This is a genomic window from Falsiroseomonas sp. HC035, from assembly GCF_050563525.1.
GTDB lineage: Bacteria > Pseudomonadota > Alphaproteobacteria > Acetobacterales > Acetobacteraceae > Falsiroseomonas.
Window position 1 is genome coordinate 54,063 of the sequence record NZ_JBNXUN010000011.1, and the last position, 24,247, is coordinate 78,309.

The 24,247-nt window shown below is 71.2% G+C and carries 21 protein-coding genes and 1 tRNA gene; 11 read left to right on the forward strand and 11 right to left on the reverse strand.

What is annotated here, in order from left to right:
- Positions 1–3 precede the first annotated feature (3 nt).
- Complete coding sequence (locus ACLF3G_RS20770) at positions 4–1,002, reverse strand: Bug family tripartite tricarboxylate transporter substrate binding protein (RefSeq protein WP_430671317.1); 999 nt, start codon at positions 1,000–1,002, stop codon at positions 4–6.
- 114 nt (positions 1,003–1,116) lie between these two features.
- On the opposite strand from ACLF3G_RS20770, the gene ACLF3G_RS20775 reads away from it, so the two are divergent.
- Positions 1,117–2,136: a nitrile hydratase subunit alpha gene (locus ACLF3G_RS20775; protein ID WP_430671318.1), complete on the forward strand. Its 1,020-nt coding sequence runs from the start codon at positions 1,117–1,119 to the stop codon at positions 2,134–2,136.
- Here ACLF3G_RS20775 and ACLF3G_RS20780 read toward each other — a convergent pair whose 3' ends face one another.
- Complete coding sequence (locus ACLF3G_RS20780) at positions 2,137–2,838, reverse strand: isochorismatase family protein (RefSeq protein ID WP_430671319.1); 702 nt, start codon at positions 2,836–2,838, stop codon at positions 2,137–2,139.
- Positions 2,839–2,971: 133 nt separating this feature from the next.
- Here ACLF3G_RS20780 and ACLF3G_RS20785 point away from each other — a divergent pair, with 133 nt between their 5' ends.
- Positions 2,972–4,144 carry a glycosyltransferase gene (locus ACLF3G_RS20785; RefSeq protein ID WP_430671320.1) on the forward strand — a complete coding sequence of 391 codons (1,173 nt, stop codon included), beginning with the start codon at positions 2,972–2,974 and terminating at the stop codon, positions 4,142–4,144.
- Here ACLF3G_RS20785 and sugE read toward each other — a convergent pair.
- Together sugE and ACLF3G_RS20795 are read right to left on the reverse strand one after the other, a co-directional pair.
- Positions 4,122–4,436 (reverse strand): quaternary ammonium compound efflux SMR transporter SugE, encoded by a 315-nt coding sequence (gene sugE / locus ACLF3G_RS20790; protein ID WP_430671321.1) that lies wholly within the window; start codon positions 4,434–4,436, stop codon positions 4,122–4,124. The two genes, ACLF3G_RS20785 and sugE, sit on opposite strands and share 23 nt — an antisense overlap.
- Positions 4,437–4,472: 36 nt before the next feature.
- Positions 4,473–5,357 (reverse strand): hypothetical protein, encoded by an 885-nt coding sequence (locus ACLF3G_RS20795; protein WP_430671322.1) that lies wholly within the window; start codon positions 5,355–5,357, stop codon positions 4,473–4,475.
- Between the two features lie 138 nt (positions 5,358–5,495).
- On the opposite strand from ACLF3G_RS20795, the gene ACLF3G_RS20800 reads away from it, so the two are divergent.
- From ACLF3G_RS20800 to ACLF3G_RS20810, 3 genes are all read left to right on the forward strand, one after another.
- A complete protein-coding gene (locus tag ACLF3G_RS20800; protein ID WP_430671323.1) occupies positions 5,496–5,822 on the forward strand; it encodes an ETC complex I subunit in 327 nt (108 codons plus the stop codon).
- A gap of 10 nt (positions 5,823–5,832) precedes the next feature.
- Positions 5,833–5,909 (forward strand) — tRNA-Arg (locus tag ACLF3G_RS20805).
- A 178-nt stretch (positions 5,910–6,087) separates the two neighbouring features.
- Positions 6,088–6,573 (forward strand): hypothetical protein, encoded by a 486-nt coding sequence (locus ACLF3G_RS20810; RefSeq protein WP_430671324.1) that lies wholly within the window; start codon positions 6,088–6,090, stop codon positions 6,571–6,573.
- Here ACLF3G_RS20810 and ACLF3G_RS20815 read toward each other — a convergent pair.
- The 4 genes from ACLF3G_RS20815 to ACLF3G_RS20830 form a co-directional block, all read right to left on the reverse strand.
- Positions 6,543–7,058, reverse strand: a complete 516-nt coding sequence (locus ACLF3G_RS20815) for a hypothetical protein (RefSeq protein WP_430671325.1) — start codon at positions 7,056–7,058, stop codon at positions 6,543–6,545. The genes ACLF3G_RS20810 and ACLF3G_RS20815 overlap by 31 nt on opposite strands.
- An 80-nt stretch (positions 7,059–7,138) precedes the next feature.
- Positions 7,139–8,656 (reverse strand): tripartite tricarboxylate transporter permease, encoded by a 1,518-nt coding sequence (locus ACLF3G_RS20820; RefSeq protein ID WP_430671326.1) that lies wholly within the window; start codon positions 8,654–8,656, stop codon positions 7,139–7,141.
- 9 nt (positions 8,657–8,665) lie between these two features.
- Entirely contained in the window at positions 8,666–9,127 is a 462-nt protein-coding gene (locus ACLF3G_RS20825) for a hypothetical protein (RefSeq protein ID WP_430671327.1), read from the reverse strand.
- A gap of 22 nt (positions 9,128–9,149) precedes the next feature.
- Positions 9,150–10,157: a Bug family tripartite tricarboxylate transporter substrate binding protein gene (locus ACLF3G_RS20830; RefSeq protein WP_430671328.1), complete on the reverse strand. Its 1,008-nt coding sequence runs from the start codon at positions 10,155–10,157 to the stop codon at positions 9,150–9,152.
- Between the two features lie 110 nt (positions 10,158–10,267).
- Between ACLF3G_RS20830 and ACLF3G_RS20835 the strand changes: the two genes are divergently transcribed.
- Together ACLF3G_RS20835 and nhaA are read left to right on the forward strand one after the other, a co-directional pair.
- The gene (locus tag ACLF3G_RS20835; RefSeq protein ID WP_430671329.1) at positions 10,268–11,059 is read left to right on the forward strand and encodes an SDR family oxidoreductase; all 792 of its coding nucleotides are present in this window, start codon (positions 10,268–10,270) and stop codon (positions 11,057–11,059) included.
- Between the two features lie 68 nt (positions 11,060–11,127).
- Positions 11,128–12,327, forward strand: coding sequence for a Na+/H+ antiporter NhaA (nhaA, locus tag ACLF3G_RS20840; protein ID WP_430671330.1), 1,200 nt, complete (start codon positions 11,128–11,130; stop codon positions 12,325–12,327).
- A 14-nt stretch (positions 12,328–12,341) separates the two neighbouring features.
- Here nhaA and ACLF3G_RS20845 read toward each other — a convergent pair whose 3' ends face one another.
- Together ACLF3G_RS20845 and ACLF3G_RS20850 are read right to left on the reverse strand one after the other, a co-directional pair.
- Complete coding sequence (locus ACLF3G_RS20845) at positions 12,342–16,595, reverse strand: EAL domain-containing protein (RefSeq protein WP_430671331.1); 4,254 nt, start codon at positions 16,593–16,595, stop codon at positions 12,342–12,344.
- Between the two features lie 120 nt (positions 16,596–16,715).
- Positions 16,716–18,437 (reverse strand): ATP-binding protein, encoded by a 1,722-nt coding sequence (locus tag ACLF3G_RS20850; RefSeq protein WP_430671332.1) that lies wholly within the window; start codon positions 18,435–18,437, stop codon positions 16,716–16,718.
- Between the two features lie 152 nt (positions 18,438–18,589).
- On the opposite strand from ACLF3G_RS20850, the gene ACLF3G_RS20855 reads away from it, so the two are divergent.
- The 4 genes from ACLF3G_RS20855 to ACLF3G_RS20870 all read left to right on the forward strand — a co-directional run bounded on the left by ACLF3G_RS20855 (position 18,590) and on the right by ACLF3G_RS20870 (position 22,439).
- Entirely contained in the window at positions 18,590–19,684 is a 1,095-nt protein-coding gene (locus ACLF3G_RS20855) for a glycosyltransferase (RefSeq protein WP_430671333.1), read from the forward strand.
- Complete coding sequence (locus ACLF3G_RS20860) at positions 19,681–21,129, forward strand: glycosyltransferase family 39 protein (RefSeq protein ID WP_430671334.1); 1,449 nt, start codon at positions 19,681–19,683, stop codon at positions 21,127–21,129. The genes ACLF3G_RS20855 and ACLF3G_RS20860 overlap by 4 nt, the downstream gene beginning before the upstream one ends.
- 69 nt (positions 21,130–21,198) lie before the next feature.
- A complete protein-coding gene (msrP, locus tag ACLF3G_RS20865; RefSeq protein WP_430671335.1) occupies positions 21,199–22,188 on the forward strand; it encodes a protein-methionine-sulfoxide reductase catalytic subunit MsrP in 990 nt (329 codons plus the stop codon).
- Positions 22,189–22,313: 125 nt separating this feature from the next.
- The gene (locus ACLF3G_RS20870) at positions 22,314–22,439 is read left to right on the forward strand and encodes a hypothetical protein (protein ID WP_430671336.1); all 126 of its coding nucleotides are present in this window, start codon (positions 22,314–22,316) and stop codon (positions 22,437–22,439) included.
- Positions 22,440–22,443: 4 nt separating this feature from the next.
- Here ACLF3G_RS20870 and ACLF3G_RS20875 read toward each other — a convergent pair whose 3' ends face one another.
- Entirely contained in the window at positions 22,444–24,204 is a 1,761-nt protein-coding gene (locus tag ACLF3G_RS20875) for an ATP-binding protein (RefSeq protein WP_430671337.1), read from the reverse strand.
- Positions 24,205–24,247: the final 43 nt, after the last annotated feature.

Here is a 24,247-nt window from a genome sequence, read left to right on the forward strand (position 1 = left end):
GTCCTATTGAACGCGGATGTTGCCGTCCCGCACCACGTCGCGCCAGCGCACCCGCTCCGCCGTCACCAGCGCGGCATATTCCGCCGAGGGGCCACCCTTCGGCTGGGTGCCGCGTTCCGCCAGTTGCGCCTGCACGGCCGGGTCGGCCAGCGCCGCGCGCGCCGCCTCCGCCATCCGCGCCACCACCGCGTCGGGCGCCGTGCGGTGCGCGTGCAGGCCGAACCAGGCCTCCGCCGCGAAGCCCGCCATGCCGAATTCCGCGCCGAGTTCGGACATCGCCGGCACATCCGGCAGGTCCGGCAGCCGGGCGGGGGAGGTCACCGCCAGGGCCTTCACCGTGCCAGCGCGGATCTGCGGCAGCGCAGTCGGCAGGTTGTCGATGAAGGTGTCGACCTCCCCGCCCATCACCGCGACCATGCCGGGGCCGGCGCCGCGGTAGGGCACATGCTGCATCGGCGCGCGGGCCAACTGCGCGATCAACTCCCCGGTCAGGTGGGTGGAGGTGCCGTTGCCGGCGGAGGCGAAGGTGCGGATGCCGGGCCGCGCGCGGGCGTCGCGCAGCAGCACGCGCACATCGCCATCCGGCACGTTGCGCGGATTGGCGACCCAGACATTGGGCACCGTCACCAGCAGCGTCACCGCGCGGAAATCCGCCTCGGGGTCGTAGGGCAGCGTCGGGTACAGCGCGGGGCCGATGGCGTGGGAGGCGATCTGCGACAGGAACAGCGCATGGTCATCCGGCTCCCGCGCGAAGCGGCCGGCGGCCGTGGTGCTGCCGGCGCCGGGCTGGTTCTCCACCACCACCGGCCGGCCGATCCGCTCCCGCATCGCCAGCGCGACCAGCCGCGCCACCACATCCGTGGTGCCGCCAGGCGGGAAGGGCACGATCAGCCGCAGGTCCCGTGATGGCCAGGGCGCCTGGGCCAGTGCGGGGGCGGCGAGGGAGGCCGCGGCGGCGCCGAGCAGGATGCGGCGCCCGAAGGCGGCGGAGGGGTTCGTCATGCCGTTGTGCTCCCTGTGTTGCGCGAAGCTTTGCGCAGCCGGCCGGACCTGTCGAGGCTTCCGGGCCCGCGCGGCGGCCGCTAGCCTTCGCCCGATACCAAGGGATACGCCGCCATGACCCACCTGCCGCACGCCCATCCGCCACACGATGCCGGCGGCCGCTTCGATGGCCCGGTGCAGCGCGAGGAGCATGACGCGGCGCATTGGGAGAAGGAGGCGGATGCGATCCGCATGCTGCTGTCGGATGGCAAGCGCCGCCTGTTCACCACGGATGAGAGCCGCCGCGTGCAGGAACAACTCGACGACGCGACCTACTGGGCGATGCCGTACTACGAACGCTGGATCCTCGCCTTCTCCAGCCTGGTGATGGAGAAGGGGCTGCTGCCGGAGGACACGCTGCTGGAGGAGGAATCGCGGCTGCGCGCCGAGGGACTGGACCGCGTCGAGGGCGAGCCGGCCGGCGCGCATCAGCATCACCATGACCATGACCATGACCATGACCATGACCATGATCACGACCATGACGACCATCCCTATCAGGCCGACCACGACGCCACCGACGAAACCCTGTCACCGCTGCGCCTGCGCGGCCTCGCCGTGCGCAACCTGCTGCTGGCGAAGGGCGTGCTGACGGCGGCGGAGATCCGCGCCGAGATCGAGCGCATGGATGCGCGCGGCCCGCACAACGGTGCGGCCCTGGTGACCCGCGCCTGGACGGACGCGGATTTCGCCGCGCGGCTGGCGGAGGATGCGGTGGCCGCTGCCGCGGAGCTCGGCCTGGATGCGGCGGGGACGAAGCTGGCGGCACTGTTCAATACGCCGTCGCGGCATCACCTCGTCGTCTGCACGCTGTGTTCCTGCTACCCGCGCAGCATCCTCGGCCGTCCGCCGGCCTGGTACAAAAGCCGCGCCTATCGCGCCCGCGCCGTACGCGACCCGCGCGGCATCCTGGCCGAATTCGGCACCACCCTGCCGCCGGGCACGGAACTCCGCGTGCACGACAGCAATGCGGAACTGCGCTACCTGGTGGTGCCGGCGCGGCCCGCCGGCACCGAAGGCTGGGATGCGTCCCGCCTTGCGAATCTGGTGACGCGCGATTCGATGATCGGCGTCACCCTCGCGCGCAGCCCCTGATCACTCGGCTGCGTGCGAAAGGCCGAATTTCGCCTGAAGCTCGCGCTCGACGTAGTCCAGGCTTTCGACATCGGCGAACTTCATGTCCAGGTCGAACAGGTTCGCCCGATGCGCGCTCGGGCTGCGGTCGCCGCAGGCTTCCTCGACCAGTACGACGCGGAAATTGTGCGAGAAGGCATCCATCGCGCCCGCCCTGACGCAGCCGGAGGTGGAGACGCCGCAGACAATGACCGTATCCACCTCGTCGTACCGGAGAAACGCCTCCAGCGGCGTGGCGAAGAAGCAGGAGGGCTTGTTCTTCATCACCACGCGATCCTCCTCGCGCGGGGCGTAGGCCTCGGGCCATTCGTCGGCCCGCTTGTCGCGGCTGTACTGGAAATCACCGGCGGTGCCGAGCTTCAGGTTCCAGATGCCGCGGTAGCTAGGGTGCGTGCGGTCGTCGCGCCGGCTGTAGTAGATCGGCAGGCCGAGGCGGCGGAACAGCGCCGTCAGCCGCGTCAGCGCCGCGACCAGCGCCGGGTCTTCCCGCCCGCATTGCGAATAGGCGGGGTCGACGAACATGTAGGTGGTGTCGATGTTCAGCAGGGCCGGGCGGCGGCCGATGCCGATGCGGCGCGCGAAGCCGCCCTTGCGGTAGGTCTCCAGCTCCTCATCGGGCACGAAGCCGCGCCACTTCTCCAGCTTCTCAAGGGGTTCGGTCATGGCATCCTCCTTCGGCAGGCCAAGGTCGGATTCGAAGCGGCGCCCGTCAATCCGGGCCTTGTGACAGCGCCGCACCCTGGCGTCCCAGGTTTCGGGACGCTACGCGGGCGGCTATGACATCGGACGACGCTGCTTGAGCCTGATCCACCGCGCCTGGAGCCTGCTGCCGCGCGACCTGCGGCGGGAGGCGCTGTTCAGCCTGATGGCACTCCGCGCCCCCCGCATCACGCGCCCGGCGCCGGATGGGGTGGGGCCGTTGGTGCTGGCCGGCTACCACAGCGCGATGAGCGGCCTCGGCGCCGGCACGCGACGGCTGGAGGCGGGGTTGCGGGCCAGGGGGCTGGACCCCCTTGCCGCCGATATCACCGGGCCGCTGCGCCAGGGGCCGCCGCATCCGCCCGCCCGGGTGCCGCTGGGACCGGGCACGCTGCTGGTGCATGTGAACGGGCCGATGCTGCCCTGGGCGCTGGCGGTGCTGGGCCGGCGCGCGGTGGCGGGCAAGCGCGTCATCGGCGTGTGGAACTGGGAATTGCCGGTGCTGCCTGCGGATTGGCATCGGGGATTTGCCGCCTGCCACGAGATCTGGGCCGGCTCCCGCTTCACCGCGGAGGCTTTCGGCGGAAGGGGCGCCAAGGTGCGGGTGGTGCCCTATCCGGTGGAACCCGCGGCCGCCGCGCCGCGAACGCGTGCCGATTTCGGCCTGCCTGAGGACGCCTTCGTCACGCTGGCGATCTTCGACGCCGCCTCCTCCATCTCCCGCAAGAACCCAGCGGCCAGTATTGCGGCCCACCACGCCGCCTTCGGCGACGATCCTGGCCGCATCCTGGTGCTGAAGGTCCACAACACCGCGCGCGCCGGTGCCGCCTGGCAGGAAGTCGCGGCGCTGGCGGCCAGTCACCCCAACATCCGCGTGCTCGACCGTACCCTGTCCGATGCCGAGATGTCGGCGCTGATCCTGTGCTGCGACGTGCTGATCTCGCTGCACCGGGCGGAGGGCTTCGGCTTCACCCTTGCTGAAGCGCTGGCGCTCGGCCGGCCTGTCGTGGGCACCGGCTGGTCGGGCAACCTGGACTTCATGCATGCGCCGGGCGCCCACGCGGTGCCCTATCGCCTGGTGCCCGCCACCGACAGCCAGGCGACCTATGCCGTCGCCGGCGCCGAATGGGCGGAGGCCAATGCCGGCGCCGCGGCCGCGGCCCTGCGCCGGATCAAGGCCGATCCCGCGCTGCGCCGCCCGCCGCCCTTCGCCTTCCCGCCGCCGGACTACGCGGCGTTGCTGGGCCTCACGTCGCCACCTTCAGCGTGATGATCCCGCCGACGATCAGCGCGATGCCGGCCAGCCGCCCCGCCGTCGCCGGTTCGCCGAGCAGCCAGATCCCGAGAATCGCGGTGCCGACGGCGCCGATGCCGGTCCAGATCGCATAGGCGGTGCCGATCGGCAGCGTCTTCAGCGCCAGGGCCAGCAGCCAGAAGCTGGCCGCCATGGCCGCGACGGTCAGGACCGATGGCACCAGCCGGGTGAAGCCCTGGGTCTGCTTCAGCCCCATCGCCCAGCCGATTTCCAGCAGCCCCGCCCCGATCAGGTAGATCCACGCCATCCCGACAACCTCCGCCGAACGGCGCGGGTCCTAGCATCAGGGGGCGCTGGCGTCCTGCACGCGCCTGGTCACATCCTGCGGTGCCGGCGAAGCCGCAAGCAGGCCGCTGCGCGCGGCGGTGGCGATCGCGGCGCGGTGGGCCAGGCTGCGCTGCAACGTGTTGTAGGGCTCCGGACTGACCGAGAGGTGGCCGCGGAAGGGCTGGTCCATCAGGAAGACGAAGGCGATCAGCGCGCCGACGCCGGCCGCCTGCATCGCCAGCATCGCCGCGACATGGCGCCGCGGCGGGTACAGTGGGCCAGTCGAGACCAGCAGCGCCATCAGCAGCAGTATGAGCAGCCAGAACGCCGCCGGCAGCCCGGCCTCGGCCGCCATCAGCCGGTTCTCCCGTGCTTCGTCGACGCCATCGGTCTGCTGGATCAGGTCCTGCGCCAGCGCATCGCTGGCCTGCGCGGCGGCGGCGTAGGCGGCGTGTTCCAGCGCCTCCGCCGCGTGCTGCGTCGCCGGGTCGCGGCCGCGTTCGGCCAGCGCCGGGAACTCGGCATGCACGACCGCATAGAGGTAGGCCGTGATGTCGGCATGCAGCCGGAGCCCGGGTTCTCCTAGCCGGTCGGCCAGCCGGGCGAGACCGCTGATCGCGGCAACCTCCATCGCGACGACGCGGCTGGCCTCGCTGGTCTGGCTGCGGGCCTGGATGGCGCAGAAGGCAAGGGTGAGGGTCAGCGCGGAAACCACCGCTGCGCTGGTCCGCATCGCCAGGTCGAGTTGGTCCTTCGTGGCCGTCACCGGCGAGAGACGCCAGGCGCCGAGGCAGACGGACGCGGCAAGCCCGGCCGCGCCGAGCATGAAGACGGCGTAGACCATCAGGTCCGGCAGGTCGTACAGCGCCATCAGGTGACTCACGGCGCGATCTCGGGGCATGGGCGCATGCGGGGCCTGCGTTTGCTGCGGTTCCAGTATGCCGGACTGGCCTTGCTTCCAGGTAAATGCGGCAGTTGGCGACCACCGCCCGCCGAGGCTATAGCGATCCGAGCAGGCTACCGAAGGATCACCGCCGGCATGACGCGCGACAGCCAGACCGCCCGTATCCACCGCCAGCCGAAATCCGCCATGCAGTCCGGCCGTGCCGGTGCCGGGGCATGGGTGCTGGACTTCGCGCCGGGCGAGCCGAAGCGGCTGGACCCCTTGACCGGCTGGTCCGGCTCCGGCGACACGCAGGGCCAGGTGACGCTGCGTTTCCCGAGCGCCGAGGCCGCCATCGCCTATGCCGAAAGCCGCGGCTGGCGCTATGAGGTCGCGCAGCCGCCCCTGGTGAAGGCCGACATCAAGCCGAAAGCCTATGCGGACAACTTCAAGTTCGGCCGGACCGAGAACTGGTCCCACTGATCCCGGTTCCGCACCCGTAGCTCAGCTGGATAGAGCATCGGATTTCTACTCCGTTGGTCGGGGGTTCGAATCCCTCCGGGTGCGCCAATTCTTTCCGTCCGCTGGCCGATATGGTCTTGCACCATTGCCGTTAAGGCGAGTCTCCGGTAGGTTTTTCTACCAAGAATAGTTTCGCGCACCAAGGAATCGCGCGACTTCCGGAGGCGTCCTCCTTGTTGCCCCTGCCGAGAACCCCAGCGCTGCCACACGGCCGCGCGCCCGTCGCTTGACCCTGTCATGGCCCCTGGCCGCCGCGCTGCGCTGGCATGGCGCGGAACGCAAGCGACCGTTGCTCGTGCGCATCGCGCTGGCCGCCTTGATCGTAATTGTCGCCTTCGTGGTGCGGGTGGTGGCGACGTCCGATCCACTTGGCGCGGGTCGCGACCTGCTGTTGCTGGGCGTGCTGGTGGCGGCGCTGCTGTTCGGCCTCGTGCCCGGCCTGTGCGCGGCCCTTCTGGCGCGCGCCCTTTCCATCTGGTGGTACGTCGGGCCGAATGGCGAGGCGCTGGTGCCGCCCTGGCATGTACCCGGCATTGCCTTGTTCTTGGCCGCCGCCGTTCTTGCCGCAGCGCTGGCTGGCCAGACGCTGCAGCTTCTGGTCAGCCCGGAGGAAGAGGACGCGCCGGCGCTAGCAGTCGTTGGCGCGTCGCCCGAGGGCGAGACCGCGCTGTTGCGATCGTCTCAGCCTGCCGCGGACGCCACTTCGCGATAAGGCAGGCGCTTCACGCGGTCCATGTTCATCCCCTCGATCCGCAGCAGCCGGGTCGGGCCGTCGCGGCGGGGGGCATGCACGTCGCCCGGTTCGTACAGATAGGCATCACCGGGCCTCAGCGTGTAGTCGCGCAGGCGGCGTGCCTCGCCGGGCTTGCTCGCATCCGGGCGGGACAGGCATTCGAAATCGCTCATCACCGTCTCGCCGGCTGCCTGGCCGTAGATCGCCCAGGACGGGCCATGGTCGTGCGGGCCGCTGGTCTTTGCGTCGCTGTAGGCATGCGCCAGCACGGTGAAGCCGAGCGTCGGGTCCTCGAACAGCACATGCCTCTCCGGCGTGCCCTCGGGGATGGTGGCGGCGACGAAGTCGGGGTCGTGCAGCGCTTCCCGCACCAGTTCGCAGACCTTCTGCCGCCCGGCCGGGCCATCATCGGCGGCCAGGGCGGCGCGGCATTTGGCGGTGAAACCCTCAAGCGTCAGAGCCATCGTTGCGACCTCCTCCTGGATGGGCGGCGACGGCCGCCTCACGGCGTCATCTTCGTCCGCACGCCTCGGGTGTCAACGCATCAGGCCGCGACGGCCTGCGCCCGCAGCGCCCGCCGCCGCCGCATGTCGCGACGCACCGAAAGCCCGAGCGAGACCAGCATGAGCACGATGATGCCGACCGCGACCGGGTGTTCGAAGACATACATCAGGTCGCCGCCGGCCAACTGCCAGGCGCGGAGCATTTCCGTCTCGATCAGCTTTCCGAGCAGCAGGCCGACGACGATGGCGGCCACGGGAAAGCCGTAGCGCGACATCAGCCAGCCGAGGACGGCGAAGGCGAACAACGTCAGCGGCCCGGCGATCGAGCCCTCGATGGCGAAGGCGCCCATGGTGGACATGACCAGCACGGACGGGATCAGGTAACGCAGCGGCAGCCGCACCACCGTGCTGGCCACGAACACGAAGGCACCGCCCACCAGCAGCAGCACGAAGGCCTGGGCGAAGTTGGACAGGATAATCGCGTAGACGATGTCCCGGTTCTGCTCCATGAAGCGCGGGCCGCCGATGACGTTGTGCATCGCGAAGGCCGCCAGCAGGATCGCCGTGGCGCCGCCACCGGGGATGCCGAGCGCCAGCATGGTCGCCATCGACCCGCCTTCCGAACTGCTGTTGGCGGATTCCGCGGCGATGACACCCTCCGGATTGCCCTTGCCGAAGCTCGCCGGGTCCTTCGAGGCACGCCGCGCCTCGCCATAGGAGATCAGGTTGGCGATGGAGGAGCCGATGCCGGGCACCGCGCCGACGAAGATGCCGATGGCGGTGCCGCGCAGCAGCGTCACTGGGTTGCGCATCACCATCACGCCGCCATCCAGGATGCGCCGCAGGCTGATGGTGCGGTTTTCCTTGGATTCGACGATGAACTTGGCGTTCACCAGCGCGAACAACTGGCTCGCCGCCAGCAGCCCGACCATGGCCGGAATCGTCGGCACGCCGTCCAGGAGCCAGGGAATGCCCATGTCGCCGCGCATGTAGCCGGCGGTGTTCATGCCGACGGTGCCGCACAGCACGCCGATCGCCGCGGCGAACAGGCCCTTGGCGACCGAGGACCCGCCGATCGAGCCCAGCAGCACCAGCCCCCAGATGCCAATCGCCGCCATTTCATACGGCCCGATCCGCAAGACGATCTCGGCCAGCGGCTGCACCAGCACGAACAGCACGATGTAGGAGATCAGCACCCCGATGCAGGAGGCAAACAGCGCGGCGCCCAGCGCCTCGTTGTGCTGGCCCTTCCGCGCCATCGGGTAGCCGTCGAAGGTGGTGGCGACGGCGGAGGAGGTGCCGGGAATGTTGATCAGCACCGCGGGGATCGAGCCGCCGAACCCCGCACCGGTATAGACCGAGGTCAGGAAGATGATCGCCGGCAGGAAGTCCATGTAGAGCGAGGCCGGCAGCACCAGCGCCATCGCCATGGAGACGGAGATGCCGGGCAGGGCGCCGAACACCAGGCCGATCAGAAGGCCTGGAACAACCCAGACCCAGGCCTCCGGCGAACCGGCCAGCATCGCGACCGCGGAGCCGAAGGCGGGGAAGTCGATCATCCGGCGGCCCTACAGCAGCGTGGTCGGGAAGGGGTAGGGCACCAGCAGGCGGAAGCCATAGACAACGGCCAGCGCGAAGACCGGCGGGAACAGGCCCAGGGCGATCCAGTTGCGCTCGCCACCGATCCACAGCGCAACCAGGGCGAAGGCCCAGATGGCGATGTCGTAGCCGGCGGTCTCCAGGCTCAGGATGAAGATGCCGAAGGCCGCGACCATGGCGACGACCCGGCCGAAATCTGGCCAGCTTTCGCCAGCCGCCTCACCCTCCGCCACGACCGGCTCGCGCAGAAAACCCCAGGCCATTACCGCCCACAGCACCAGCACCAGCCAGGCGGTCGGTTGCAGCAGCAGCAGGTTCTGCGGGCTGAGCGATACGCCGCGCGCGTTCAGAAGATAGGCGACCGCAATCCCCGCCAGCGCGGTGACGAGGGTCAGCGGCGCCCAGGCGACGCGGCGCCGGATCTGTGGCATGCGCGGCGTCCCCCTCGTGACGTCAGGCCTGCTTCAGCAGGTCGGCATAGCGTTCCATCAGGGCCGCGCTGGTGAGGTAGGCACGGTTCGAGGCTTCCGGGCCGTACCAGGTGGTCGCCAGCTGCTGGTTGGTCAGCGAGGCGACGCATTCCGGGTCCTTGGTCGCCGCCTCGATGGCGCGCAGCAGGATGCGGTAGCGGTCCGGCTGCGCTTCCACGAAGCGCTTCAGCACCACGAAGCCGCGCTGCGATCCATCGACGGACTGCGGCTCGAAGCCCGCGGCCCGCGCGTGGTCGGTCAGCAGCGGCGCGTCCGGGTAGTCCGTCGACTTCTCGTCGCTGAACAGCAGCAGCGGGCGGATGCGGTCCTTGATCGGCAGGAAGCCCTCGCCGCCGACGAAGCCGATGTCGACATGGCCGCCGGCCGTCGCCGTGCGGGCCGGGCCGCCGCCATCATAGGTGACGACGCGGACGCGGGACCGGTCGATGCCATGCGCCTGCAGAAACAGCGCCATGTTGATGAGGTCGGCCGAGGCCGGCTGCACGCCGATGGACAGGCTGCGCGGGTCGCGCTTCAGGCTGGCCACCGCATCGTCGATCGAATTGATGTTCTTCGAGGTCGCGCAGGCCGCCAGCGTCAGGTCGCGCGAGGGCAGATTGATCATGTGGAAGTCGTCGGCCTTGTAGCGCGCGTTGCGCGTCACGATCGACAGCGGGATGTAGGGGCCGGCCGAGTGCACCATCACCATGTAGCCGTCATCCGGCTGCTGCATGTAGAAGGTGTTGCCGAGCACCGTGCCGCCGCCCGGGCGGTTCATCACCGTCACCGGTTGGCCGATGTGCTTCTGCAGGAAGGGCGCCATGGCGCGCGCCAGGCGGTCGTTGTAGCCACCCGTGGCGAAGGGCACGAGCAGCGTGATTGGCCGTTCCGGGAAAGTCTGCGCGCGCGCGATGCCGGGGGCGGCCAGCAGGCCACCGGTGGCCAGCAGCAGTGCCTGCCGGCGCGGAATCGCCTTGATGATGTCGTTCATGGCCCGACCTCTCCCTTCGCGGCGCCCCTTGATGGGACCGTTTCCTGCATTTCGTTGGACCAGTTAGACACGCTATTGCAGACAGTCAACGGCGAAGGCGGAAGCGGGTCATGGACCTCGGGTATCAGGGACGGCGGGTTCTGGTGGTGGGGGCGTCCGCCGGAATCGGCTTCGCCACGGCGCGGATGCTGGCCGCGGAAGGGGCGGAGGTTATGATCGCCTCCCGCGACCCGGCCGCCATTGCCGCGGCCGCCGCCCGCATCGGCGCCGAGACCGGGCGGATCCCCGCGACGGTGGTGGCGGACATCACCCAGGCCGGCGCCGCCGACCGCCTGCTGGGCGACGCCGAGGCTCGCTGGGGGGCGCTGGATCTGCTGGTCGATGCCGTCGGCGGCTCGATCCGCTCCGGCTTCGAGGCGCTGACCGACGAGGATTGGCTCAGCAACTACAGCTTCAACGTGCTGTCGGCGGTCCGCGCCGTGCGGGCCGCGCTGCCGCTGCTGCGCAGGGGCACGGCGCCCTCCATCGTACTGCTCGGCGCCGCGGCGTCGCGAATGCCCTACCCGAACCAGATCGTCTCCAACGTCCACAAGGCCGGGCTGCTCGGCCTGACCAAGACGCTGGCCGGCGAATATGCGGCGGAGGGCATCCGGGTGAACTGCGTGGCCCCCGGCCGCACCTTGACCCGGCTGTGGCAGCAGCGCGCCGAGAAACTGGCGACCGAGCGTGGAACCAACGTGGCCGCCATCATCGCCGAATTCGCCCATGAGGTGCCGCTGGGCCGGTTTGCCGCGGCGGAGGAGGTGGCGGTGATGGTTGCCTGGCTCGGCAGCCCTCTGGCCGGCTATGTCACCGGCCAGACGGTGAACGTTGATGGCGGCATCGCGCGCGGACTGCTGTGATTACTTTCGGGCCATAATGCGGTAACCAGCGCCTGTCACGACGCAACATCACGAGATTGCCGACACGCATGGCCAGCACCAGCCCCAATCGCCGACCGGTCTCCATCCTGCGCGAGTTCATGGCCAGCGAGGCCTCGGGCGGCCTCATCCTGATGGCGGCGGCGGTGCTGGCGCTGGTGGTGGCGAATTCGGCGCTGGCGCCGGTCTATTTCGCCGCGCTCGGCACCTATCTCGGGCCGCTGTCGCTGCTGCACTGGATCAACGACGCCCTGATGGCGGTATTCTTCCTGCTCGTTGGCCTTGAAATCAAGCGTGAGGTCCTGGACGGGCAGCTGGCGAGCTGGTCGAACCGGGCCCTGCCGGGCATCGCGGCGCTGGGCGGCATGGTGGTGCCGGCGCTGATCTTCCTGGCCTTCAACTACGATGATCCGGCGGCGTCGCGCGGCTGGGCGATTCCGGCGGCCACCGACATCGCCTTCGCGCTCGGCGTGCTGTCCCTGCTGGGCTCGCGGGTGCCGACCTCGCTCAAGGTGTTCCTGACGGCGCTGGCGATCATCGACGACCTCGGCGCCGTCGCCATCATCGCAGTGTTCTACACCGGCTCGATCTCGACCATCGACCTCGGCCTGGCGGCGCTGGTGATCGCAGGCCTGGTGCTGATGAACCGCATGGGGGTGATGCGGCTGTGGCTGTACCTGCTGGGCGGGGCCATCCTGTGGGTTCTGGTGCTGCGTTCCGGCGTGCATGCGACGGTCGCCGGCGTGCTGCTTGCCTTCACCATCCCGTTGCGGCCGGCGCCGGGCCGGCCGGACGACCTGGCGCAGTCGCCGCTGCACCAGCTGGAACACAGGCTGCACGGCCTGGTGGCCTTCCTGATCATTCCGATCTTCGGCTTCGCCAATGCCGGCGTCAGCTTCGCCGGCGTCACCCTGGCCAGCCTCGGCAACGACCTGACGCTGGGCGTGGCGCTGGGCCTGTTCCTCGGCAAGCTGGTGGGCGTGTTCGGCTTCGCCGCGCTGACGATCCGCACCGGGCTGGCGGAACTGCCGATGGGGGCCAGCTGGGCGCAATTGCTGGGCATCTCGCTGCTGTGCGGCATCGGCTTCACGATGAGCCTGTTCATCGGCCTGCTGGCCTTCGCCAACGATCCGATGCTTCAGGATGCGGTGAAGATCGGCATCCTGATGGGATCGGTGACGGCGGGGCTCGCCGGCTGGCTGCTGTTGCGCATCGCGCCGCGCCGCATCAAGGCGCCGCGCACCGCCTGACCTGGCCCACCGGTTCAGGCGGTGGCGCGCCGCCCTGCGGCCGCCAACTCGGCCTCCCGCGCCATTGCAAGGCCGATCGCGGGGGCGCCCACCAGTTCCTCCAGCGCCTGTTCCAGCCGGGCGACGCGGATCGGCTTTTCCACATGGCCGTCCATGCCGGCCTCGTGGCAGGCCTCGATATCCTCGCGGAAGGCGCCGGCCGTCACCGCAAGGATGGGAAGGTGGCGGCCATGGCCGGGCAGGGCCCGGATGCGGCGGGTGGCCTCGAGCCCGTCCATGCCGGGCATCTGCACATCCATCAGTACCGCATCGAAGCCGTCGGGATCGGCGGCCACGGCCTCGACCGCCGAGGCACCGTCGGCCACCAGCGTGACCTTGTGGCCCACCGCCTCCAGCGTCGCCCGCAGCAGCAGGCGATTGGCGGAGACGTCGTCGGCGGCCAGGATGCGCAACGCGCGCCGCCCGCCGCGGGCGGCGGGCAGCGGCGCGCGCGGCGGCGGCGGCTCGGCATTGGCGGCGATGGCCAGCGGCACCGGCAGGGGCGTCAGCGCGGACGGCAGCGCGGCCTCGGCCACGGCCGCCGGGGCGGCAGCATCGGGCCGGGTCGCGGCGGGCGCCGGAAGCTCGAACCAGAACAGGCTGCCGCGGCCGCCGGGCCCAGGCTCGTATTCGATCTGGCCGCCAAGCAGCGCCGCGAAGCGGGCGGAAACCGCAAGTCCAAGCCCGGACCCCGCCGTGCCGGACCCGCGCGGGTCGTAGCGCACGAAGTCCTGGAACAGCCTGCCGTTCAGCAGCGGCGAAACGCCGGGCCCGGTGTCGCTGACATCGAAGCGCAGCCGGCCTTCCAGTGGCTTGTACAGCCGCAGCGTCACGCCGCCGGCCTCGGTGAACTTCACCGCATTGCCGACCAGATTCAGCAGCACCTGCCGCACGCGGGCCTGATCCATCAGCACCGCGCGCGGCACGTCCGCCGCGACCTCGATGCGCAGCACCAGGCCCTTATGGTCGGCGGCCGGGCGCAGAAGCTCGACGCAGGACCGCGCCAGGGCGCCCGCATCCGTCGGCTCGAGCCGCGGCGCCTCGGCGCGTCCGGCCTCGATGGTGCTGATCTCCAGCAGGCGGCCGACCACGCCGGCCAGGTGCTCGCCGGCCTCGGCGATGGTCTTCACCTGCTCCCGGTGGTCGGGTGCCAGCGACCTGTCGCGCAGCATCAACTGTGCCCAGCCGAGGATGCCGTTCAGGGGCGTGCGCAACTCATGGCTGGCGGCCGACAGGAAGCGGGTCTTCACCGCGCTCGCGGCACGTGCCGTCTCCAGCGCCGAGGCCAGCCGCGCCGCCATGTGGTCGACCCGGTGCGCCAGCGCCGCCAACTCCGGCGTCGCGGCGCGCGAGGTCAGGCCGACGCGGGCGGACAGGTCGCCGTCCGCCAGCAGGTCCACGGTCTGGCCCAGGCGGCGGATCGGGCGCAGCACCATCACCTCGCCCAGCGCCAGCACCAGCAGCATCAACGCGCCGCCGCCCACCGCCAGCAGCACGTAGGACAGCAGCCGCCGCGCCTCGACCGAGGCCAGCAGCACCGATTCGGGGATGCCGACGACGACCCGGGCGCTCCCGGTGCCGAGCGGCGCGAAGGCATAGATGCCGGCGACGCCACCATCCATGCCCGCCCGCAGCGTCCCGGCCTCCGCGCTGGCCAGAGCCGCGCGCACCGCCGGATGGCTGGTGACATCGAGGCCGGGTTGCCAGTTCGCCGCGCTTGCGGGATCGGCGTCCGGCACGTGCAGCGCCACCAGGCGGGCGTTACGGTCCACCACGGCAACGCGGAAGCCGGCCGGCGCGGTGGCGATCACCGACCGTATCAGCCAGCCGGTGTCGAGCCCGGCGCTGAGCACGGCGGCGATGCGGCCATCCTCCCCCAGCACCGGCACCAGCAGGAACAACGATGGGGTGCCGTTGGAACGTGGCACCGTCAGGTCGGACAGGACCTCCGTGCTCGTCGCCATCACCTGCTGGAAATGCGGCCGCTCCGCCACGCTGCCGTAGGTGCCGCCGAGGCTGGAGCAGCGAACCTGTCCGTTTGGCGCGATGACCGTCAGCGAGCGTTGCCACGGCACCGTGGCGGCGACCTCCTGCATCACTGATCGGCAGGCTTCGGTACGGGCCGGCGCATTGCTCGAGCCAAACGCTTCGCGCACCTCCGGCACCCGCGCCAGCGCCGCCAGCAGGGTCCGCGCCTGATCCACCAGCGCATCGACCTCGCGCGCCCCGCGCGCCGCGACAGCCGCCGCCTCGGTTTCCGCGGCCGCGATGCGGTCGCGCGTCTCGGTCTCGAACAGCCAGGCGGAGGAGGCGACCATGGGAAGCATCGCCAGCAGCGCGAAGCCGGCCCAGCGGCGCCGGACGCCCCGACCCCAGCCACTGCGCGGGGCCACCGCTGGCGCCGCCGCCTGGATTTCCGGCCGCGGCGCCAGCAACCAGGGGGTGCCGCCCTGCGAGGCGGCACCCGGCAGCGGCGGGGTCGGGCTGGGGCGGCCGATGAGGTAGCCCTGGATCAGGTCGCAGCCCTCGACGCGCAGGAAATCCAGCTGCGACTGCGTCTCCACGCCCTCGGCGCAGGCCTTGATGCCAAGGCCGCGGCACAGTTGCAGCACGGCGCGGATGACGTTGCGGGCGCGTTCGCTGCCGTCGATGTCGCGGATGAAGGACCGGTCCAGCTTCACCTTGTCCAGCGGCAGGGCGTGCAGGTAGCCGAGCGAGGAGTAGCCGGTGCCGAAATCGTCCAGCGCGACCCGCACGCCGAGGACGTGCAGTTCCTCGATCGTCACCGCCGCGGCGGCCTCGTCCTTGATCAGCGTGCCCTCGGTGACCTCCAGTTCCAGCCGGTCGGCCGCCAAGCCGGAGTCGCGCAGCATGCTGGCGACCAGCCCGGCGAGCCCGCCGAGGTGGAAGCGGGACGCCGAGACGTTCAGCGCGACCTTCAGCGGGTGCGGCCAGGCGGCCGCCTGTCGGCAGCCTTCGCGCAGCACCCATTCATCCAGCATGCCGCCGAGGCCGCAGGATTCCGCGATCGGCACGAAGACGGCGGGCGAGACCGGGCCATGCCCTGGCCGGTCCCAGCGCAGCAACGCCTCGCAGCTGACGACCTTGCCGGTGTTGGCATCGGCCACCGGCTGCCATTCGAAGCGAAAGGCGCCCTGCGCCAGCGCCTTGCGCAGATCACGCTCCAGCGCCTGGCGGCCGGCGAGTTGGCCCTCCATCGCCGGGTCGAAGCGCATCTGCCGGCCGCGGCCCTGGTGCTTCGCGGCATAAAGGGCGTTGTCGGCGCGACGCAGCAGGGCGTCAGCGTCAAGCCCATCGGCCGGTGCCAGGGCGTAGCCGACGGAGGTGCGGATCGGCACCGGCTGGCCTTCATACTCGAAGGGCGCGCTCAGTGCCTCGATCAGCCGCACCGCCAGGGCATCGGCCTCGGCCGGGGTGACGGGTCCGGACAGGATGACGGCGAATTCGTCGCCGCCAAGGCGCGCCACCGTGTCGGCACCACGGACCGAGGCCATCAGCCGTCGCGCCGCTTCCTTCAGCAGGGCGTCGCCACCGGCATGGCCGAGCAGGTCGTTCACGGCCTTGAAGCGGTCGAGGTCGAGGCAGAACACGGCGAAGCCATGCTCCTCCGGCCCCCGCGCCAGTTCGATCGCCTCGGCCAGCCGCTTCTCGAACAGCGGGCGGTTGCCAAGGCGGGTCAGCGGGTCGCGCAGCGCCGCCGACTGCGCCGTCTCCAGGCTGGTCCGCAACTCGATGGCGGCGGCGACGCCCTGGGCGATATCGGCCAGCGCGTGCGTCGCGGCCTCCGACATCCGCCGCGGCTCGCTGTCCACGACGCAGAGCGTGCCGAGGGCGTGGCCGGCGCGGTCGATGATCGGCGCGCCGGCGTAGAAGCGGATGTGCGGGGCGCCGTTGACCAGCGGGTTGTCGTTGAAGCGCATGTCGGTGGTGACGTCCTCCACCACGGTCACTCGCTCCGGGCTCAGGATCGCGTGGGCGCAGAAGGAGGTGTCGCGGGGTGTCTCCCGCAGGTCGATGCCGATGGCTGCCTTGAACCACTGCCGGTCCCCGTCGATCAGCGACACCAGCGCCATCGGCGCGCCGGACAGATGCGCCGCGAGGCGGGCGAAGGCATCGAAGCGCGCATCCGGCGGGGTGTCGAGGATGCCGGTGGCGTGCAGCGCCGCCAGGCGGTCGGCCTCGTTGGCGGGAAGCGCAGCGGGAGGCAAAGCGTTTCTCGCTTCTATGGTGGAGGGAACTCCTTAACCATAGACAACTCACGGTAGCAGCAGAAGTTAAAATTCTTCCGAATATACTGGCAACACACGGGTGTGACCCAAACCCCACGCTCAGCCGGCGGGCAGCACCATGTGAATGGTGGTGCCCTGTCCGGGCGTGCTCTCCGCGGTCAGCGCGCCGCCGGCACGACGCAGGAAGGCGGCGACCATGGCAAGGCCGAGTCCGGTTCCGCGGCCCGCCGGCTTCGTGGTGAAGAACGGCTCGCCGAGCCGGGCGAGGGCTTCCGGCGCCATGCCCTCGCCCTGGTCGCGGACCGAGATGCGGAGATAGCGACCGGGCGGCAGGTCCGGCGCGCCGGCCAGGCGGGGCGGCACTTCCAGAACCGTGGCCTCCACCCACACCTCCCCGCCGTGGGGCATCGCGTCGCGGGAATTGGCCGCGAGGTTGATCACGGCGGTCTCCAGCTCCGCCCGGTCCAGGCCAGGGGCGCTGCGGAGCCCGGCCGGCACGTCGCAGCGCACCCGCAGCCCGGCCCCAAGCGTCGCGTCCAGCAATTCGCAGACTTCGCGGAGCGAGGTCGAGACGTCGACGATTTCAGAATTGGCCTCGGGCAGCGTGGTCCGGCGCGTGGTCGCGAGCAGCCGGCGCGACAGCGTGGTGGCGCGTTGCGCGTGGCGTGCCAGATGCCCGGCGATCTTGCGGACGCGCTCCGCATCCTCCGCATGGCGCCCGAGCAGGGTTGCGGCGGCGACCACGGATTGCGTGATGTTGCCGAAATCATGCGCCAGCCCGCCGGCCAGCAGCCCCAGTGTCGCCTGCCGCTCGGCATCCCGCGAACGCGCCTCGGCGGCGGCGCGGGCGCGGAGCGCATGTTCGGCCTGCCGGATCGCGGCCAGCAGCAGCAGCATGCCGAGACCGGCGCCGAGCAGCGGCCCCACCATCCGGCGCCGCCAGTCGCGGTTCAGCGCCGCCTCCGAGATGCCGTAGGCGATCCCGATATCGTGTCGCGCAAGTCGCCGGAACGCGGTCATCCGCGGCACGCCGTCGATCGGGGAGGGGCCGCGCAGGATGGCGAAGGGTGCCCGCCGAAGGCCCGTCAGGACATCGCCCGCCGTGCGTGGCAGCGCGGCACCCTCGGCCTGCGCCGGGGCTGGGACCGCGGCCAGCACGGCGCCGTCCATGCGGAACAGCGTGATGGCATCCTCGGGTGTCTCCAGGATGCTGCGGTAGAAATCCTGGAAGGTGCTGAGCCACAGGCCGGCCAGGATGGATCCTCCGTCGCTCAGCCCGTCGCCCTGCGGCCGTTGCCGCGGGCGGACCATCGGGAAGACCAGGGCGGCGTTGCCGACGGAGCGTACCACCTGCCCGATGAAGGGCTGGTCGGGGATCGGCAGGCCGGCCGGCTGCGCCGCGACGTAGTCCCGGTTGGACACGTCACGCGGCGTGGCGCCGAACGGCAAGGCGCTCGACATGACCAGCAGGTTGCGGGGATCGATCAGCGCCAGGCCGGCCGAGGACAGGTTCACGGCATCGACCCGAAGGATGAAATTGTAGAGCTCGCGGTCGTGGGGCACGTCTTCCCAGGCGATGCCGGCCATCCGCGCCTCGATCGCGGCGATGGCCAATTCCTGCGCCTCGAAGGCGCGCAGCGCGTGTTCGTGCAGCATGTCCACGGCCCGCTGCGCCCGGCCGCGCGCATCGCTGTCCACCGTCGCATGCGCGCCGAGCCCAAGCGCGCCGAGCGCCAGCAGGGGCAGCACCACGGCGACGGCGCGCAGCAGCATCAGGCCGCGCGGGCCACCGCGGCGCGGGAGCGGCCGGGGAGGCTTCACGCGTGGGACTTACAAGTGCAAAGGAACCGCCGCCACGGGAACATTGCGCCCTTGTCGCCCGGCGGGGCCGGCCTCGCCAGTGGAATTCGTCGGGAAAAGACGGATGCCGCAGCCGAATTTCCCCCCGGCGGCAAATGCTCTAGACCGCGCAGGTGCAACCGAACCTGCCAGCCCGCCTAGCGGTCATCATCCCGGTCTATGGCGAGGCGGCCAATGTCGCCCCCCTTGTCGCGCGGCTGGATGCCGCGCTGGCCGGCCTGGCGTGGGAGGCGGTGTTCGTCGACGACGACAGCCCGGACGGCACCGCCGCCGCGGCCCGCGCCATTGCCGCGGCGGACCCGCGCATCCGCTGCATCCGCCGCATCGGCCGGCGCGGGCTGGCCTCCGCCTGCATGGAGGGGTTCCTGTCCGTCTCGGCACCCTTCGTCGCGGTGATGGATGGCGACCTGCAGCATGACGAGGCGATCCTGCCAGCGCTGCTGGCGGCGGTGGAAGGCGGTGCCGACATCGCCATCGGCAGCCGCCATGTGGCAGGTGGCGGGGCGGAGGGTGGGTTTTCCGCCGCGCGTGGTGCCCTGTCCGATGCCGGCGCCACCCTGGCGCGGATGCTGCTGCCGGTGCCGGTGGCGGACCCGATGAGCGGCTTCTTCCTGCTGCGGCGCGAACTGGTGGAGGAGGTGGCGCCGCGGCTGGCCGCGCGCGGCTTCAAGATCCTGCTGGACATCCTGCTGTCCGCGCCGCGCCGCCTGGTGGTGGCGGAGGTGCCCTACAGCTTCCGGTCCCGCCAGGCCGGCGAAAGCAAGCTGGACGCGACGGTGCTGCTGGAATTCGCCGGGCTGCTGCTGGACAAGGCGACCGGCGGCACGGTGCCGCTGCGATTCCTGGCCTTCGCCGCGGTCGGCGCAATCGGCCTGCTGGTGCACATGGCGGCGCTGGCGCTGCTGATCGGGCCGCTGTCCTTCGGCGCCGCGCAGTGGGCTGCGACGCTGGTGGCGATGACGGCGAATTTCGTGCTGAACAACCGCATCACCTATCGTGACGTGCGGCTGCGCGGAGCGGCGCTGTGGCGGGGGCTGGTGGTGTTCTACCTGGTCTGCGGCATCGGCGCCGCCGCCAATGTCGGCATCGCCGGGCTGCTGCTGCGCGACGGGATGCTGGCCTGGGGCGCCGCCGGGCTCGCCGGGGCGCTGATCACGGTGGTGTGGAACTACGCGGTGTCCTCCACCCTGGTGTGGCGCGCCCGATGAACGCCCGGTCCCTGCTGGCGATGGTGTCCCTGCTGGCGGCGGTGACGCTGCTGCGGCTGGCGGTGGCGGCGCTGGTGCCGCTGGCGCCCGACGAGGCGTATTACTGGACATGGTCGCGCACCCTGCAGGCCGGCTACCTCGACCACCCGCCCATGATCGCCTGGTTCATCCGGGCTGGCACGCTGCTGGCCGGCGAGGGCGCCTTCGGCATCCGGCTGATGGGGCCAATCTCCATCGCGCTGGCCAGCCTGCTGCTGGCGCGTGCGGCGGATGCGCTGTTCCCGGACCGGCGCCCCGGCCTGCTGGCGGCGGTCCTTTTCAACGCAACCCTGCTGGTCGGCGTCGGCGGCATCCTGGTGACGCCGGACCTGCCACTGCTGGTGTTCTGGACCGCGGCGCTGTGGGCGCTGGCGCGGGTGCATGCGACGCAGGACGGGCGCTGGTGGCTGGCCTTCGGCGTGCTGGCGGGGCTTTCGCTGCTGTCCAAATACACCGCCGGACTGCTCGGGATCGGCGCCGTGCTCTGGCTGCTGGCCAGCCGGCCAGCGTGGCGTTGGTGGCGGGACTGGCGCCTGTGGGCCGGCGGTGCACTGGCCCTGCTGGTGTTCCTGCCGGTGCTGCTCTGGAACGCCGGGAATGGGTGGGCCTCCTTCGTCCGGCAGGGCGGCCGGGCCGGCGCCATCGAGCCCGGGTCCGCGCTGCGCTACCTTGGGGAACTGGTCGCTGGCCAGGCCGGGCTGGCGACGCCGCTGGTCTTCGTGCTGTGCGTCACGGGGGTGGCGCTGGCGACCCGGGCCTGGTGGCGCGGCGATGCGGCGGCCGGGCTGCTGGCGGCCATGGTGCTGCCGGGCGCCGCGCTGTTCCTGTGGCAGGCGACGGGCAGCCGGGTGCAGGGCAACTGGCCGGGCATCCTTTACCCCGCCGCCTGCATCGCCGCCGCCGCCTTCCTGCCACCCCGCCTCGCGCGCTGGCCGCGGCCGGCGGTGGCGCTCGGCGCGGTGCTGGCGCTGGCGGTCTACATCCAGGCGGCCTTCGCCCCGCTGCCGTTGCCGCGCCGGCTTGACCCGACCCTGGCGCGGCTCGGCGGCTGGCCGGAACTGGCGGAAGCAGCGGAGCAGGAACGGCAGCGGCTCGGCGCGGGCTTCGTCGCGGCCGAGGAGTACGGCTTGGCCGCGCAACTGGCGCTGCGGATGCCGCCCGGCATCCCCGTGGTGGCGCTGGACCCCCGATGGAGGCTTTTTAACCTGCCGCGCCCCATCTCGGGCGTAACCGGACTGCTGGTCCAGAGCGAAAGACGCAGCACCACGCCCCAATGGCCGGGCGCCGTGCCGCTTGATGTCACCCTGTCCCGCGCGCGTGGTGGGATCGAGGCGGAGCGCTACCGGCTGTTCACTGTCGAAACCACGCCGGGCCTGCCGCCCGCCGCGGTGCTGCCCCGGCCGTGACGGGGTGGCGCCTTGACGGGCGGCATCGGCGACCGAACCTCTACCGACGGCACGTATTCGGAGACCACCATGCTCATCAAGCGACCGCGCGGCTGGGAAATCCCCGAAAGCCAGGCCACTCCGGAACACCTGGTGCTGGGTCGCCGCGCCCTGATGGCCGCCGCAGGCGCCGGTGCGATGCTGGCACCCGCCGTGGCCCAGGCGCAGTTCTGGCGCCGCAGCGAGCCCGCTGACCCCTGGACGCGGCTGCCCGCGGAGGTGCCGGACCTGCCACCCGCCATGCGCAACACGCGCTACCCGGCCGGCCGCGACCTGTCGCCGGAGCGGGATGCCGTCACCTTCAACAACTTCTACGAATTCGGCAGCGACAAGGGCATCTGGTCCACCGCGCTGAAGATGCCGACGCGGCCCTGGACCATCCAGGTCGACGGGATGGTTGAGAATCCCGGCGAGTTCGACGTGGACGACATCATCCGCCGCATCGGCATCGAGGAGCGCGTCTATCGCCTGCGCTGCGTCGAGGCCTGGGGCATGACCGTGCCGTGGTCCGGCTTCCAGCTTTCCAAGCTGCTCGACATCGTGAAGCCGCAGGGATCGGCGAAGTTCGTCCGCTTCGAGACGGCGCGGAAGCCCGAGGTGATGACCGGCCTCAGGCAATCCTGGTACCCCTGGCCGCATATCGAGGGCTGCACCATCGAGGAAGCCGCCAATGAGCTGACCTTCATGCCCGTCGGCCTGTTCGGCAAGCCGCTGCCGCCGCAGAATGGTGGGCCGTTCCGCGTGGTGTTCCCTTGGAAGTATGGCTTCAAGTCCGGCAAGTCGATCGCCAGGATCACGCTGACCGATCAGCGGCCGGTTTCGTTCTGGGAGACCCTGCAGGCCAGCGAATACGGCTTCTGGGCCAACGTGAACCCGGAGGTGCCGCACCCGCGCTGGTCGCAGGCGAGCGAGCGTCTGATCGGCAGCAACGAGCGCGTGCCGACGCGGCTGTTCAACGGCTACGGCGATTTCGTCGCCGGGATGTACACCAACCTGCAGAATGAAAGGCTCTGGGCCTGAAGATCCTCGGGGTCCTGCTGCTGGGCGCGGCTGCCGCGCTCGGCGGCTGGTTCGGCTGGGCGACGCCGCTGGGCGCTGCCATCTTCCATATCTGGCCGGAGTTCCTGAACACCTTTCAGGCGGGCGTGCAGCGACGGCTGCTGCCGGAATTGTGGGATGTCGCGATCCTACCGGTGCTGGAAGCGCCGGTCTGGGTGGTGCCGGCCGTGCTGGGCGCGCTGTTCCTGCTGCTGGGCCTGCGGCGGCGCTGAGGCTTCAGCCGACGGTGGGTAGCCAGATCGTGGCGGTGGTGCCGCGCCCCGGTTCGCTGTCCACCCGCAGCACGCCGCCGGCGCGCTCGCAGAAGCCGCGCACCGAGGCGAGGCCAAGGCCGGTGCCGAGCCCGGCGCCCTTTGTGGTGAAGAAGGGCTCGCCGATTCGCGCCAGTGTCGCGGCGTCCATCCCAATGCCGCGGTCACGGACCGCCGCCACGACGTAGCTGCCAGGTTGCAGATCCTCCCCATCCGGCGCCTCCGGCACCGTGGCCACCCAGGCGGAGATGTCGACGCGGCCGCCGCGCGGCATCGCGTCCCGCGCATTGGCCGCGAGATTGACCACCGCGGCCTCGAAGCCCGCGCGGTCCCCGCGCGCACGCGGCAGGGCGTCCGGAATCTCCGCCTTCACCTGCCAACCGCTGCCGAGGGTCCGGTTCAGCAGTTCCGCCAGTTCGCGCAGCGCCGGGGCGACATCGAGGTCGGTCGCCTCCGGCTCCGCGCCGCCATGGGCAAAGGCCAGCATGCCATCCACCAACTGCCGTCCGCGTTCGGCGGAGGCCGCCAGCAGTCCGGCGCAACGGCGCACCTCCGCCGGGTCCTCCGCACGGCTTTCCATCAGCCGGGTGCCGCTGCGCACGGCCTGCACCAGGTTCTTCACGTCATGCGCCAGGCCGGCCGCCAGCAGGCCGATGGCGGCGGCGCGGCTGGCGCCGGCCAGCCTCGCCTCCGCCTCCGTCCGCCGCTCCGCCGCCAGTTGCTGCTCCCGTGCACCGCGTGCGGCGATGGCCGTCAGCAACAGCAGGAGCCCGGCGGCAGCCAGGCCACTGGCCAGCGGCGCCGCCATCCGGCGCTGCCAGGCCGCCACCAATGCCCGTTGTTCCAGCCCGTACAGGATGGCCACCGGCCACTCGCCGACACGCTTCGCCACGAAAAGGCGCTTCATGCCGTCGAAGCGTGAGGCCACCGCGGGCAGTGGCGCGCCGCGCGGCAGGGCCAGGGCATGCGCGATCTGCGCTTCCGCCTCGGGTCGCGGTCCTGTGGGTGCATCGGGCGGCAGTTTGGGGTGCCGGGCCAGGATCGCGCCATCCAGCCGCACCAGCGACACGACATCCTGCGGTCCCTCCACCACCGAGGCATAGAAGCTGGCCAGGGCATCCGGGTTGAAGGACGTCACCAGGGTGCCGCGCGGACCCTCCGCACCCGGGCGGGGCGGGGCGCTGCGGGCGATGCCGAAGGCGGGCCAGCCCATCGGCCGGGACACCAGGACCTCGCCCACCGTCTGCCCGGCCCCGGCGCGGAGTTCGCGCAGGTAGCTGCGATCGGACAGGTCCGTGGGCCGGGCCGGAAATTCGTAGGAGGCCGAGACGACCCGGTCCTGGTCATCCGCCACCAGCACGCCCCGCACCACCGGCTGCCCGGCGGCAGTGAGTTCCGCGAGCAGGCCGTGCAATTGGGCATCCTGGCGCATCGCCTCCCAGTCGCGCCCGGTGCTGGCGCGGCCGATGGCGGCGAGGATCGCCTCCTGCGTCGCGAAGGCGCGGAGGGCATGCTGGCGCAGCATCTCGGCATTCCGCTCAAGCCTGGCCTCGGCTTCGCGGCGCACGTCGCGCCAGGTGGTCAGGCCGGTGCCGATGACGCCGAAAGCCGGCAACAGCAAGGCTGCGAGCCACAGCAGGACAAAGCCACGCGGACGGGAGGGGCGCTTCGATCCGGGGGTGCCGGGGCGCAGTCCGGGGCGGTCGGGGTTCAGGGCGATCCGCATCCGCTGCGGTCCTGACACGGTTCCACCAGCGGTGCATCGCACA